The following is a 14,271-nucleotide window of genomic DNA, read 5'->3' on the forward strand; positions in this document are numbered from 1 at the left end:
TTCTCCCTGAAGGCTGGGTGGTTAGCGTGCGGCGACGCGGATGCGCGAGGTGCACGAGGAAATGTGGTTGAAGGTGCGTTGCGCAATGGGTAGTGGCTGGTCCATGCTCTTGAGCGGATACATGTCCTGCTCGACGATCGCGAAGATCTCGCGATCCAGGTTTGCCGCGGCTTGAAGCACCAGAGCGAAGTCGGGAACACCGAATGGCGGTTCGACCATGATTCCCATCTGCACCGCGGTGGCGAAGTCGATGTCGTCCTTGAGGATCTGGGCGATCAGTTCCGGGTCCACCTGTTTCAGGTGCAGGTAGCCGATCCGGTCGGGGCGTTCGGTCATCAGCTTGACGTTGTCGCCGAGGTAGTAGGCGAAGTGGCCGGTGTCCAGGCAGAGGTTCAGGTAACGCGCATCCGTGTTGTCCAGTAGCCGGTCGATGTCCTGCCGGGTTCCGATGGGGCTGTCCGCGTGGGAGTGGAACTGCTGATGCACTCCGTAGTCCTCCAGCAACCGGCGCCCCAGCTCGTCGTGCCCGGTGCAGAAGTTGTCCCATTCCTCGGCCGAGTAGCCACGGCGCCCCTCGACGGCACCACCCTCGCCACGTACCCAGAGTTCGGGAATGACGATCAGGTGCCGGGCTCCGAGGTCGGTGATCAACTGCGCGACCAGGCTGATTTCTCCCCACGCCCGGTCGAGTTCCGCACCACCCAAATGCAAGGAGGTGAAGCTCGTTCCCCCGGTCAACGTCAGCCCGTGCTCTTCCAGCTGCCCGGACAGCTGACCGGCGTCGGTGCCCAGATAGCCGTAGGGGCCCAGTTCCGTGTAGGAGTAGCCGGCCGCTGCGGCTTCCCGCAGATACTGGCCGGGAGGCGGCTGCAGCGGATCCTCGGCGTTCCATACGCCCCACGAGTCGGGCGCGATGCCCACCTTGATTCCGCTGGCCTGCGGTTGTTCTAACGACATCTGTCCTCCATCATCGGGTGTTGTTGGAGTTAATACTAGAGCGCTCTAGATTTGCGGTCAATAGATTTGTCAGAACATATTTACAGATATCATTTCACCAAGTCAGACAAGCTCATAACGTTCCATCCCGGAGAAAAGTGCGCCCCTGGGCCCTGCACTTCCCCTAAGCTGGGTGCTGTGGATGCCGGCCGGCCATCCACTTTAAGGGCACACATCCGAAAGGGGAGCTGTTGTGAAGTCGGTGACCATGGAGGACGTCGCGCGTGCTGCCGGTGTTTCCCGGGCCCTGGTGTCGCTCGCCTACCGCAACGCGCCGGGGGTCAGCGTCAAGACCCGGGAGAGGATTTTCCGAACCGGCCGGGAACTGAACTACCAACCCAACCGCATTGCCGCCTCGCTGGCCAGTAAATCCCAGACGTCGATCGGCGTGTTCCTCTCTGATCTGCACAACGACCTCTTCGCCGATATCTTTGATGGGTTGCGGCAGGGGCTCGGTGACGAATCCAGGCATCTGGTGCTGGCGGTCGGCAGCATCGATGGGCAGCGGGACAATGCGGCACTGGATACCCTGGTGCAGTCCCGTGTTGACCTGATCGTGGCGGCAGGCTTGCTGCTGGCCGATCACGACCTGGCAACGTATACCTCGACCACCCCCCTGGTCAGTACCGCACGTGTGGTTCCCGGGGCGGATAACGTCTTCACCAACAACCTCAGTGGGGCGCGGCAGGCCACCGAGCATCTGATCGGTCTGGGGCATCAACGCATCGTTTTTCTGGCCAACCCGCGGTCCGACGGCTATCTGGAACGGGGTATGGGTTATCGCCAGGCGATGGGTGAGGCGGGACTGGAAACCTGGGAGATCGCCTCTTCCTACGCACGTCATGAGGCCGAGGCCGATATCGGTGCCGTGCTGCGTAGCAGCCATCGTCCCACGGCGGTGTTCGCGCACAATGATCGCAGCGCCCTGGGGGTTCTCGATGCGGCCAGGCACTATGGCCTATCGGTTCCCGAGGACCTGTCGGTGGTGGGATACGACAATTCCTCGGCCAGCAGGCTTCCGGGTCTGGAGCTGACCACCGTGGACATCCATGCCCGGCAACTCGGCGAACTGTCGGCCCACGCGGCCCTGACACGTTTGGCCGAGCCCACGGATGCACTGCAGTCGATCAGCATTGACCCCACCTTGCTGGTGCGCGGTACCAGCTCACACCCGGCCACGGGGAGAAAGTAGCTAAGACCAAGGCATCCCTGCCCCGCAGGGTCTGCGGGGCAGGGATGCCTTGGTCAGTACGAACCGCTGGTCAGGACGATGCCGGTGCGGTGTTGGCGGCACCGGCCTCGGCCTCGGCCAACTCTTCCTTGTGGCCGCCGATCTGCTCCAACTCGTGGGCCAGCTCCGCCAATTCGGCGCCACCGGCCATCTGCGCGGTGAGCTCCTCGACGGTGATGTCCTTCTTGGCGTAGTAGCCGATCGCCCGTCCGCGCTTGAGCAGCAGGAACGAGTCACCTACGGGGAAGGCGTGGTGCGGGTTGTGGGTAATGAAGATGACCCCCAGGCCGCGATCGCGGGCTTGCAGGATATAGCGCAGCACCACTCCGGACTGCTTCACGCCCAGCGCCGCGGTGGGCTCATCCAGGATCAGCACCTTCGCACCGAAATAGACCGCCCGGGCGATGGCCACACATTGGCGTTCACCGCCGGAGAGCTGCCCGATGGGCTGTTCCACATCCCGCAGGTCGATTCCCATATCGGCCAGTTCCTGCTTGGTGACCTCCTTCATCTTGGCCACGTCCAGTTTCTTGAACGGACCCACCCCGGTGGTCAGCTCGGAGCCGAGGAAGAAGTTGCGCCAGATCGGCATCAGCGGCACCACTGCCAGGTCCTGGTAGACCGCGGCGATCCCCGCGTCCAGGGCCACCCTCGGGCTCTTGAGCTTGATGGTGGAACCGTGCAGCGTGAACTCGCCCTCGTCATGCTGATGCAGTCCGGCGATGATCTTGATCAGCGTGGACTTGCCCGCTCCGTTGTCACCCAGCACGCAGGTGACCTTGCCCGGATCCACCACCATGTCCACACCGCGCAGGGCGATGATGTTCCCGTAGTGCTTGCCCACACCCTTCAGCGTCAGCAGGTTGTCGTTGGCCTTGGGTTCAAGCTTGGCCAGAATTTCCTCTTCTTTGATTCGTTTTCCCATGGTCCCGTCCTTGTCCAAATCCGACCCTATTTACTTGATTCCGCGCGCTTCTTCACGATGATGTTCACCACGGTGGCCAGCAACAGCATCAGACCCAGGAAGAACTTGAACCAGTCCGGGTTCCATTCGGCGTAGACGATGCCCTTGTTGGCCATGCCGAAGATGAAGGCACCGATGGCGCCGCCAATGGCCGAACCGTAACCGCCGGTGAGCAGGCAGCCACCGATCACCGCGGCGATGATGTAGAGGAACTCGTTACCGATACCTTCACCGGACTGCACGGTGTCGAAGGCGAACAGGTTGTGCATACCCAGTACCCAGCCGCAGAAGCCCACGGCCATGAACAGCCCGATCTTGGTGCGGACCACCGGAACACCGACCGCACGCGCGGCCTTCTCGTCCCCGCCCACGGCGAAGATCCAGTTGCCGATCTTGGTGCGCATGAGCACCCAGGAGGCGATGACGACCATGGCCAGCCAGATGAACACGGTGACCTTCACATCGATACCACCGATGGTCACCGAGGAGGCGAAGATCGCCTTGGCGCTGGCGAAACCGTCCATTTGCGAGATCGAGGGCGAGGAGACCGAACCGCCGATGGCGCGGGTCAGACCCAGATTCAACCCGGTGAGCATCAGGAAGCTGGCCAGGGTGACGATAAAGGAAGGCAGCTGGGTGCGGATCAGGATCCAGCCGTTGATAAAACCAATGAGCAAGGAGACGCCCAGCGCGAAAATGATTCCGACCCATACGTTCATACCGAAGTACCAGGAGAGCAGCGAGGCGCTCAGCGCCGAGGAAATCACGGCCACACCCGTCGAGAGGTCGAATTCACCACCGATCATCAGCAGGGAGACCCCGACGGCCATGATCCCGATGGTCGAGGCCCCGTAGAGCACCGTGGCCATCGAGGACGGGGCCAGGAAGACCGGGGCAACAATGGCGAAAAAGGTGAACAGTGCAATGGCGCCGACCAGCGCTCCGATCTCGGGTCGTCCTAGCAGCTTGGCCAGCAGGCTTTTTTCGGCGACACGTTCATCCTTGGAACCTGCAGCGGGGGCGGTGGTGGTTGTTGTAGCCATGATTACTCCTCATTCCCGGTGCTCCATGCCGGGCCATATGGCCCGGCATGGAGCCCTCCGGAATAGTTAGCGGATACCTTCCTGGGCGAATTCGGCGATATTCTCCGCGACTTCCTTATCAACGATCGCCGGACCGGTCAGTGTGGCCTGCCCACCGCCGATCGTGAATCCGCCGCGCTTGTTTTGCCAGAGCGAATCCACCGCGAGGTACCCCTGCAACCACGGCTGCTGGTCGACGGTGAAAATGATATTCTCCGCGACGATCTCGTCCACCAGCTGCTGGTTCATGTCGAAGGAAGCCACTGCGGCATCCGAATTGGCAGTCTCCTTGGCCTTGAGGATTGTCATGGTGAACGGAGCTCCCAATCCGATGACCACATCGACATCCCTACTCGCCTGCAACTTGGCGGTGACTGTCGACTCGACCTGGGTCATGTCGGTGCCCTGCACGTACAACACCTCGGTGTCCGGGACAATCTCCTTGACTCCAGCGCACCGGGCTTCGAGCCCCACATGTCCCTGCTCCTGGATCACACAAACCGGCTTTGAATAGCCGAGCTCCTCCATTTTCTCGCCTGCCGCTTGGCCTGCCAGCTCTTCGTCCGAGCCGAAATGCGCGAAAGCCCCGACATCAAGGAAGTCATTCTCGCCGGCGTTCAGGCTGACTACCGGAATCCCGGCCGCCGCAGCCTTTTGCAGCGCACCGGACATCGCGTCAGGCTTGGCCAATGTCAAGGCAATCCCGTCAACCCCTTGGTCCACGGCCTGTTCGACCAATTGGGACTGGCGGCCACCATCCGGGTCAGAGAGGTATTGTAGTTCGATATTGTCCTTGGCCGCGGCTTCTTCCGCCCCCTTCCGAACGATGTCCCAGAAGGTATCACCCGGGGCAGCATGCGTAATAAGCGCGACCTTGATGCGCTCGGTGCTGGCGACCTCCCCGCCGCCATTGGAATCCGAACCGGCCGCCGGTGCCCGGCCGCCTTCGGAGGAGCAGGCCGCCAGGCCCAACGCCGGGACGATTGCCAAGGCCACTGCTGCCCTACGCCAATTGATCTTTCCCATGATGTTCAAAACCCCTTCGTTGTCTTTCCGGCCTGCCGTACCCACTGCCAGCCAGCCGCCACCCCGCCTTCGGGGTGATGCGAGTCACATGACTATATGAGTGTGCGTGAGAATCCGGCGAGAGTCAATAGTTTGTAAAGACATAAGGATGTTCTGACCAAAATATTTCGGAAGCATTGTTGACCACAAGGAAGCGGCCCCTTCGGAATTACGGAAGGGCCACAGTGGCCGGCTATTGGAATTACCGCTGCGACGCGGTTGATGAACGCACCACGAGTCTCGGCCTAACCAGCACCCGACGTCCGGACGCGGAGGAACCACCAGGCGCCAGCGCACGCAGCAAAAGCCTGGCCGCCTGTCGGCCCATGGCGAGATTGTCGGAATCAACACTGGTCAGCGAGATTCTCCCCATGGCCGCCACCGGGATATTGTCATACCCCGACACCGCCATGCTGGCACCTGCGGCATCCAGGGCCTGCATGGCACCCAGCGCGCTCAGGTCATTGAAACAACACAGTGCATCGGGTCTGGTTTCCGCCGGGCGGGACAGCAACTGCGTGACTACTGCCTGCCGGCCTTCCTCGAAGGATGGTCCGGCATCCACGACCCATGCGGCCAAACCATGTCGCTTCATGCTTCGGTGATAGGCAGCCTCGCGTAGCGCCGACACCACACCGGGCCCGCCGGTCAGATGGGCGATCCTGCGATGACCGGACTCCAGCAGGTGAGTGACCAGCAAGTCGATGCCGGCGGCATCATCACCGCCAACCACATCCAAGCCAGGTGCCGGAGGTACGCCGCTACCGACGAAAACCGCCGGGATGCCATCCAGGGCTGACGCAAAACTGACGTTGTCATCCGCGGTGCCAATGACCAGCGCACCGCTGACCCGCAGGTCCCGCAACGTCTGCAGCGCCGTGGCGTCCACGCCTTGTCCACCATGTTGCCCCATCGCGCTGAACAGCACACCGAAGCCGGCGGCCTGCAGTTCTCCGCGGGCAATCTCGGCAAGATCCACCACCCACGGGTTGTGCAGTTCACCGAGCACCATACCCACGGTATTGCGGTTCCGGGCCACCAGGGAACGGGCAGCGAGGTTCGCCCGGTAACCCAGGGCCGCAATCGAGGCCTCGACCCGTGCGCGGCGTTCCTCGCCGACCCGCTGCGGCTGCGATAGCACCAGGGACACCAGGGATTTGGAGACCCCTGCATGCTGGGCCACGTCCCGGATCGTCGGTCGCTGCGGGCCGGCTGGTTCCATGGCCTATCCCCGGCTCTTCAGTGCCATGGACCCGCTCTCCACCGGCAGGTGCTGCCAGCTGCCGTCCACGGCCGACTTTTCTGCGGCGTCAACCAGTGCCGCACTGGCAACCGCGTCCTTGATGGTCGAGTTCCCCCCGTTACCCCCGGTGACCGACACCAGGAACTTCTTGGCCTCGATGGTTTTCAGGTCATCAAACCCCATGGTGTTACCCGGACCGGGCTGGAAGCGGGAGTAGTCCCCATGGGCCGGGGAGGCAATGACGGTGGTATACCCCTGCTGCGGGTTGTGCCGGCCGATAACCACCTGCAATTCATTCATCCGCTCAAAATCCCATTTGACCGATCCCTCGGTACCGTAGATCTCGATCCGGTAGCCGCATTCGGGGCCCACCGCGATCCGCGATGCCTCGATGGTTCCCACCGCTTCGGCCCCTGGCCCGTCGTCGCTGAAGCGCACCATGGCGGTGGCGTAGTCCTCGTTCTCCACCGGCCCCAATTCACCGCCTTCGATCACATCAAAGTGCGTCCCCTGCCCCATCGCCAGCTTCGGGCGCGTGGCATGCATGGTGCTGGTCAACGCGGTGATCGACCTGATCTCCCCCACCGTGTACCGGCAGAGGTCCGCGGCATGGCTGAAGAGGTCGCCGAGCACCCCGGTGCCGGACAGCTTGCGGTCGAAGCGCCAGGACAGCGCGGCCTTGGGTTCGGCGGCGTACCCTGCCAGGAAGCTGGCCCGCACATTGGTGATCCGCCCCAGCTGCCCTTCGGCCACCAGCGTGCGGATATGTTCCACCGCCGGGGCATGACGGTAGTTGAACCCGACCGTTGACTGTACCCCGGCGGCTTCTGCTGCCGCACTGATCGCCAGTGTTTCAGCCAGGCCACGCCCTGCGGGCTTCTCGATCCAGAAGTGTTTGCCCGCCTTGGCGGCCGCGATGCCCATTTCGGCGTGCAGGAAGTTCGGGGCGCAAATCGAGACGACATCCACCTCCGGGTTCTTCAGCACCTCTCGGTAGTCGGTGGTGCCCGTTTCAAAGCCCAGGACCCGGGTGGCGAATTCGACACGGGAGGCCTCGGTGTCCGCGGCCATCACCAGCCGGGGCCGGATACCCAGCTCCGGGTAGACATACGGGACCGAGCTATAGGCCCGCGCATGCAACTTACCCATCCAACCCACCGAAATGAGACCAACACCGATTGTGCGCTGCGAACTTGTCATGGACTCTCCTCATCGGCCGGTGCTCCGGCCGTCATTGCCATTCAGTTGATTCCCGGCCGATTGGACCGTTCCAATCGAGCGTACGAAGCGCCGGGGAACGAATCAATGGTTCATCGCACTTATTTTGTCCGGACAATTGGACAATCTACACTTCTGTCCAAAATGCCTCGTCACTCCATGGCGGGTAGGGCCCACGGGGGGGCAGAAGGGCACCAACAGGACCCGGAAAACTGATGATCCATGGCGCAGGGGGGCGAGAATTCACCGGACTTTTGGCCGATAGCTTCACTTTCCACGCAGATCGGATATAGTTTGTCCTGTCAAAGAGACATTTGATGACGTTGCGCGTTCCTAGGGAGTGTCCGTGAGTGCACCACTGAGTATCCAGATTGATCGTTCCTCACCGATTCCGCTGTACCACCAGGTGGTCCAGGGGATCGAGCAAGCGATCCATGACGGCTCCCTGGCCTCGGGAACACGCCTGGAGAACGAGATCGAGCTGGCACGACGCCTGAACCTTTCGCGTCCGACCATCCGCAAGGCCATGGACGACCTGGTGCGCTCGGGCCTGCTGGTGCGAAAGCGCGGGGTGGGCACCCAGGTGGTGTCCAGCCAGATCAGGCGACACCTGGAACTCTCAAGCCTCAACGATGACTTGCAACGGGCCGGCAAGACACCGACCACCGAACTGCTCGGATTTGAGCACATCGACGCGCCCGACAACATCCAGGAGCTACTGCAGCTGCCCAAGGGAATCAGGGTCTACCACTTCACGCGCCTACGCAGCGCCGGCGGTACCCCGTTGGCCCTGATGGAGAACTGGGTGCGCGACGATATTGTCGAGCTCACCGAGGAATCCCTGCGCGAGCATGGACTCTACGAACTGCTGCGCAATGCCGGAGTCAATTTCCGTCTCGCCCAGCAGCGCATCGGCGCCACCACCGCGACCGAGGACCAGGCCAAGTCGCTGGATGTCTCGCCGAAAGCGGCGCTGGTGACCATGCAACGCACTGCGGTGGACGACGCCGGACGCAATGTGGAAACCGGGTCCCACGTGTACCGCGCGGACTCCTACAGCTTTGAAATGACACTGGTGCAGCGTTAGGGCACCACCTGTAATCCTTGAAAGGACGGATGCATGACCGACTGGATCTACCCCTCCGGCAGCGCCACCGACGGCCCCTGGATGATCTCGCTGGGTGCCCACGATTCGGCATTGCCGGTTCCCGGATGGGAACACACCGGGCTCAAGGTCGCCCAGCTGGCACCGGCCGGCAGCGTGGAGTTGGCCGCCGCCGCCGAGGAACGCATTGTCATCCCGCTGACCGGGGATTCCTTCACCGTCACCCTGGACAGCGGCGAAGTCTTCGAGCTCACCGGGCGCCCCTCGGTGTTCCACGGTCCGGCCGATGTCCTCTACACCGGCATCAATACCGGCCTGAGGATCTCCTCCGCCACCGGCGGGCGGGTGGCCCTGGCCCTGGCCCCGGCGAAAGCCGGCTATCCGACGCGGCTGATCCGTGCCGAGCAGACGCCGGTGGAACTGCGCGGCGCAGGCAATTGCTCCCGCCAGGTGCACAACTTCGGCACGCCTGCGGCCCTGGAAGCCGACCGATTCATCGTCTGCGAGGTCATCACCCCGGCAGGGAACTGGTCCTCCTACCCGCCGCACAAGCACGACGAGGAGAAGGACGGGGAAACCAGCCTCGAAGAGATCTACTACTTCGAAACCCAGCTGGCCCGCGACATGCCCGCCCCGGTGTCCACCGACCCGATCGGCTACGCCCGGGTCTACGCCTCGGATGAGCGCCCGATCGACGTGAACACCGAGGTCCGTACCGGAGACGTGGTCCTGGTCCCCTATGGATGGCACGGCCCGGCCATGGCCGCCCCCGGCTACGACCTGTACTACCTCAACGTCATGGCGGGCCCGGGCCGGGTGCGCGAATGGCTGATCAGCGACGACCCGCACCACGGCTGGGTCCGCCAGACGTGGGACGAACAGCAACTGGACCCACGCCTGCCTTTCGGCGCCTGATCCAGGCGGCGGGGCGGCGAAGTGGCGCTTTAGCGGCACCGACTCCGGTCAGCGGAAACGTAACAACCCGTGGGGTGTCGTGATCCTGATGATCACAACACACCACGGGTTTCGCTGTTCCGGCCGGTACCTGCTCAAACGCCAGCCCACGGCGCGAAGGCCCTGCGGAATTCGGCCAGCGCCTGCTCATCCGAGCCGCTGGCGTAGGCTTCCATGCCCACAACCCCCTCGTACCCCGCCTCGTCCAGGGCCCGGGCGACCGCCTGGTAGTTGATCTCCCCGGTCCCCGGTTCGCAGCGCCCGGGCACATCGGCCACCTGCACCTCGCCGATGGAGTCCAGGCTGGTACGCACCAGCTCGACCAGGTTCCCCTCACCGATCTGCGCATGGTAGAGATCCAGCATCATCTTCACCCGCGGGTGGCCGACCGCTTCGACCAGGGCAAGGGTATCCTTGGCCCGGGCCAGCGGGATACCGGGATGGTCCACGATGGTGTTCAGGTTTTCCAGCAGGAAGCTCACCTGGTGCTTGTCGCCCAATTCCGCCAGCTGCTCCAGGGTACGCAGGGCGGTCAGCCACATGCCTCCGGTGCTGCGGTGCCGGGGCACGGCCGCCTGGCCGTCGATCAGCTGCGCCGGGTGCACCACCAGCCGCTCAATGCCCAGCCGGTGCGCGGTGGGGATCAGTTCGCGGGCCGTGCGCACCACCCGGTGGGCGTTGTCCGGATCGCACAGGCTGCCGTCGCTGTAGCCGGTCATCGAGCCGAAGCTGGCCCCGCTGCGCTCCAGCGCGCCCAGGTCCTTGGTGCTGCTGTCCCACAGTTCGATCTCGAACCCGGCCTCGTGCAGCCGTTCAACCCGCTCGATGAACGGCAGCGAGGTGAAGACCATTTCGGCGCAGACCGCCAGGGTGCGGCTCACTGCGCGACCGCCAGACGGGTGGCCGCATCCAGGCCGACCGGCAGGCCGGTTTCCGCGGATTCCAGGGCGGCCAAGGCCACCCGCAGGGCCGCCCGGGCGTCCCGGCCGGTGGGCACCGGCAACCGGGCTTCGGCGCTGCCGGCGCGGATCCCGGCCAGCTTGCGCACGAAGACCACCAGCTGTTCGCGGTAGGCCTGGGCAAACAGCTCGATGTTCAGCCGCTCGGTGGGGGCGTGGCTACCGGCGGCATCGAACTGCGTGACGGTGCGCTGTACCGGGTGTCCGGCCTGCAGCATCCCTTCCGAGCCGAAGACCTCGCCGCGCACGTCGTAGCCGTAGGTGGCGCTGAAGTTCGCCTCGGCCACCCCGATGGCCCCGTTGGAATAGCGCAGTGTCACTACCGCGGTGTCCAGCAGGCCGTTTTCGCGGTGTTCCGGGGCGACCAGGGCATCGGCCATCACGTGCACCTCGGTGACCTGGGCGCCGGGGTTCAGCCAGTTCAGGGTGTCGAAATCGTGGATCAGTGTTTCGGTGAAGATCACGTGGCGGCGGATCGCCGCGGCATTGGGCAGTCCCCCGGCCACCGCAGGGTCGCGGGTCAGCGAACGAAGCAGCTGCACCTGGCCGATCCCACCGGAGTGCACGCGTTCCCCGGCCTCGGCGAAGTCGCGGGCGAAGCGGCGGTTGAAGCCGACCTGCAGCAGCACCCCGGCGGCCTGCACCGCGTCCAGCGCCGTATCCAGGTCGGCCAGCGAATGCGCGGCGGGCTTCTCGCAGAAGATGTGCTTGCCCGCGCGGGCGGCCTGGGCGATCAGCCCGGCATGCAGGGCCGAAGGGGCCCCGATGATGACCGCGTCCACCCGCTCGTCCTCGAAGACATCCTCGATCCGCTCGGTGGCGTTCGGGCAGCCCAACTCCGCAGCCAGCGCGGCGGCGCGGCCCTCGGCGGGGTCGGCCACCACATGCAACACGGCATCGGGCAGGTAGTCGGTGACGGTTCGGGCGTGGAAGGCGCCGATCCACCCGGTGCCGATCACCGCGAGGTGCAGGGGTTCGGGGCGGGTACCCGGGATGTTCTGATAAGCCATGAGATTCTCCTAGAACGTTCTAAGTGGATGTACTGGGAAAATCATGGCACACTGGACTGCACATGTCTAGAACGTTCTAGGAAAGTGTTTTCGTGACGGTTTCACCTCCCCCGCGCCCGGCCAAGCGGCCGACCCTGGCCGATGTCGCGCGCGCCTCCGGCGTCTCGGTGGCCCTGGCCTCGATCGTGATGCGTGGGGCCGAGGGGGCCAGCGAGACCTCGCGCCAGCGGGTCAAGGCCGCCGCCGCGCAGCTTGGCTACCGCCCGGACTCCCGGGCACGGTCGCTACGCAGCCACCGCAGCCGGACCATTGGCCTGGCCCTGGCGCTCGGTGAGCCGCTGCATGCGGAACTGGCCGATGCGCTCTATGCCGAAGCCGATGCCCGCGGCTACCAGCTGCTGCTGGGCGCCACCGGGGCGCACCACAATGGGCAGCGGGCCATGGATACCCTGGTGGATGCCGGGGTCGAGGCGATCATCTCGATTTCCAGCTCGCTGTCTTCCGCACAGCTGGGGCAGATCACCACCCGGGTCCCGGTTCTCAGCCTGCTGCGCCGCTACCGGAACCATCGCTCGGTGCTCACCGATGAGGCCGCGGGCATTGAACAGCTGGTCACCCACCTGGTGGATGGTGGTCATCACCGGCTGTTGCATCTGGATGGTGGGCACGCTGTCGCGGCGGACCAGCGCCGCGTGGCCTTCGAACGGGCCGTCGCACAGGCCGGCGACGCGGTGAGTGGCCTGGTACTGCCCGCGGGCGCCGATGAATCCAGTGCCGCCACGGTGCTGGGCACCTACCTGACGCAGACCGCTGCCGCCTCCCGGGCCACCGCGGTGCTGGCCTTCAACGACCGTGCCGCCCTCGGGGCGCGGCAGGCGATCATCGATTCCGGATTGCACATACCCGGGGACATCGCGCTGACCGGATTCGACGACAGCGAGTTCGCCCGGTTGGCCCATGTGGATCTGACCAGCGTCCGGCAGGATGTGGCGGCGCTGGCCGCCTCGGCCATCGCCGGGGTCCTGGCGACCCTCGACCCGGATACCAAGGACGATACGTCGTTGGCGATATTCCACGCCCCGCACCTTGTGGTGCGCGGCAGCAGCCGGGAAAAGAAACCGCCCCACCGCGGAATCGATCCGTAGCAGGGCGGTTTTCACCGGTCTTCGCACAACAGTGGTGGAAGTCCGCGATCAGGCGTTGACGGCGGCCCCTGCCGGAACCTGCACGGTGTCGCCGCCGGCCTGGGCCGAGTCGACCACCGCCTGCAGGATCTGCATATTACGCACGCCGTCGGCGAAGCTGGCGTTACGTGGCAGCGAGGCCTCGGCGTCGATCCCGGCCACCTCTTCGAGGAAGGCGCGCGCCTGGTAGGCGAAGGCCTCGTTCTGGCCGAAGCCGACCATCGGGGCGTCCATCGCCAGCCCACCGCGCAGGTAGGGGTGGTCCGGGCCCAGGATGATGCGGCGGTAGCCGTTGCTGCGGTCCGACTCCCCATGCAGGTACAGCGCGATCTCCGAGGGCTTGGACTGGTCGAAGACGGCCGAGCCGTTCTCGCAGAAGACCTCCACGATCAGGGCGTTGGCATGGCCGGCGGCCACCCTGGAGACCTGCAGGGAACCCACACCCTGGGCGAAGCGCACCGCGAAGGAGGCCACGTCGTCGTTTTCGACCGGTTCGTAGGTATCGGAGACCGGGGCATGGTCATGGCCCAGCACCGCGCCCAACGGCAGCGGACGCTTGGTGATCACGGTATCAAGCACCCCGCCGGACACCGACTGGATGGGTCCACAGAGGAATTCGGAGACATAGGTCAGGTGGCTGCCCACATCGGCCAGCGCGCCGGAACCGGCCCCGCCCTTGTACCGCCAGCTCATCGGGGCGTTCTGGTCGCAGCCGTAGTCGGTCCAGTAGCGGCCGGAGAAATGCAGTACCTTGCCCAGGGTGCCGTCCTGGATCAGCTGGCGGATGGCTGCCAGTCCTGGAGTGCGGTGGAAGGTGAAACCGATCCGCGCCAGGGTGCCCGAGGCCTCGGCCGCGGTGGCCGCATGGGCCATCGCGTTGGCATCCTCGATGGTGTCGGACAGCGGCTTTTCGCACAAGACGTGCTTTCCGGCGGCCAACAGGCCCTCAACCACCTCGCGGTGCATCGAGTTGGCAATCACCACCGAGACCACATCGATGTCATCGGCCGCGGCAATGGCCTGCCAGGTCGAGTCATGGCGTTCATATCCGAAGCGGTCGGCGGCAGCCTGGCCGAATTCGGCATTAACATCCCCAATCGAGACCAGCCGGATCTCCGGCAAGGTCGGGGAGTACAGCGTGGATGCGGTCCGGTAGGCCGCGGCATGGGCCTTGCCGGCCATTCCGGCGCCGATGACGGCTACGCCGATTGATTCTTTCACCATGGGTCTCCTTGGATAATTCGGCCACCACCGGCGGCT

13 protein-coding genes are annotated in these 14,271 nt (G+C 64.6%); 4 read left to right on the forward strand and 9 right to left on the reverse strand.

All coding sequences use genetic code 11. The features are described 5' to 3' along the window. Positions 1–21: 21 nt before the first annotated feature. Positions 22–957, reverse strand: a complete 936-nt coding sequence (locus OK351_RS12745; RefSeq protein WP_265159513.1) for a sugar phosphate isomerase/epimerase family protein — start codon at positions 955–957, stop codon at positions 22–24. 232 nt (positions 958–1,189) lie between these two features. Between OK351_RS12745 and OK351_RS12750 the strand changes: the two genes are divergently transcribed. After that, positions 1,190–2,188, forward strand: coding sequence for a LacI family DNA-binding transcriptional regulator (locus tag OK351_RS12750; RefSeq protein ID WP_265159515.1), 999 nt, complete (start codon positions 1,190–1,192; stop codon positions 2,186–2,188). A 70-nt stretch (positions 2,189–2,258) separates the two neighbouring features. Here the strand turns inward: OK351_RS12750 and OK351_RS12755 are convergent, their stop codons facing one another. From OK351_RS12755 to OK351_RS12775, 5 genes are all read right to left on the reverse strand, one after another. After that, positions 2,259–3,152 (reverse strand): ATP-binding cassette domain-containing protein, encoded by an 894-nt coding sequence (locus tag OK351_RS12755; protein ID WP_265159517.1) that lies wholly within the window; start codon positions 3,150–3,152, stop codon positions 2,259–2,261. 26 nt (positions 3,153–3,178) lie between these two features. Continuing rightward, a complete protein-coding gene (locus OK351_RS12760; protein WP_265159519.1) occupies positions 3,179–4,234 on the reverse strand; it encodes an ABC transporter permease in 1,056 nt (351 codons plus the stop codon). Between the two features lie 66 nt (positions 4,235–4,300). Beyond that, positions 4,301–5,299: a substrate-binding domain-containing protein gene (locus OK351_RS12765; protein WP_265159521.1), complete on the reverse strand. Its 999-nt coding sequence runs from the start codon at positions 5,297–5,299 to the stop codon at positions 4,301–4,303. Positions 5,300–5,540: 241 nt separating this feature from the next. Next, a complete protein-coding gene (locus tag OK351_RS12770; protein ID WP_265159523.1) occupies positions 5,541–6,560 on the reverse strand; it encodes a LacI family DNA-binding transcriptional regulator in 1,020 nt (339 codons plus the stop codon). A 3-nt stretch (positions 6,561–6,563) separates the two neighbouring features. Beyond that, positions 6,564–7,781, reverse strand: coding sequence for a Gfo/Idh/MocA family protein (locus OK351_RS12775; protein ID WP_265159525.1), 1,218 nt, complete (start codon positions 7,779–7,781; stop codon positions 6,564–6,566). Between the two features lie 364 nt (positions 7,782–8,145). Here OK351_RS12775 and OK351_RS12780 point away from each other — a divergent pair, with 364 nt between their 5' ends. Both OK351_RS12780 and iolB read left to right on the forward strand, forming a co-directional pair. Next, positions 8,146–8,886, forward strand: coding sequence for a GntR family transcriptional regulator (locus OK351_RS12780; protein ID WP_265159527.1), 741 nt, complete (start codon positions 8,146–8,148; stop codon positions 8,884–8,886). A 33-nt stretch (positions 8,887–8,919) separates the two neighbouring features. Further along, positions 8,920–9,819 (forward strand): 5-deoxy-glucuronate isomerase, encoded by a 900-nt coding sequence (iolB, locus tag OK351_RS12785; protein WP_265159529.1) that lies wholly within the window; start codon positions 8,920–8,922, stop codon positions 9,817–9,819. Positions 9,820–9,953: 134 nt separating this feature from the next. Here the strand turns inward: iolB and OK351_RS12790 are convergent, their stop codons facing one another. Both OK351_RS12790 and OK351_RS12795 read right to left on the reverse strand, forming a co-directional pair. Beyond that, positions 9,954–10,739 carry a TIM barrel protein gene (locus OK351_RS12790; RefSeq protein WP_265159531.1) on the reverse strand — a complete coding sequence of 262 codons (786 nt, stop codon included), beginning with the start codon at positions 10,737–10,739 and terminating at the stop codon, positions 9,954–9,956. After that, positions 10,736–11,827: a Gfo/Idh/MocA family oxidoreductase gene (locus OK351_RS12795; protein ID WP_265159533.1), complete on the reverse strand. Its 1,092-nt coding sequence runs from the start codon at positions 11,825–11,827 to the stop codon at positions 10,736–10,738. Before OK351_RS12795 ends, OK351_RS12790 begins: the two co-directional genes overlap by 4 nt. Before the next feature lie 92 nt (positions 11,828–11,919). Here OK351_RS12795 and OK351_RS12800 point away from each other — a divergent pair, with 92 nt between their 5' ends. Next, a complete protein-coding gene (locus OK351_RS12800; RefSeq protein WP_265159535.1) occupies positions 11,920–12,972 on the forward strand; it encodes a LacI family DNA-binding transcriptional regulator in 1,053 nt (350 codons plus the stop codon). Positions 12,973–13,020: 48 nt separating this feature from the next. Here OK351_RS12800 and OK351_RS12805 read toward each other — a convergent pair whose 3' ends face one another. Then, on the reverse strand, positions 13,021–14,232 hold the full coding sequence (locus tag OK351_RS12805) for a Gfo/Idh/MocA family protein (RefSeq protein ID WP_265159594.1): 1,212 nt from the start codon (positions 14,230–14,232) through the stop codon (positions 13,021–13,023). Positions 14,233–14,271: the final 39 nt, after the last annotated feature.

This window comes from Glutamicibacter sp. MNS18 (assembly GCF_026107515.2).
Classification (GTDB): domain Bacteria; phylum Actinomycetota; class Actinomycetes; order Actinomycetales; family Micrococcaceae; genus Glutamicibacter.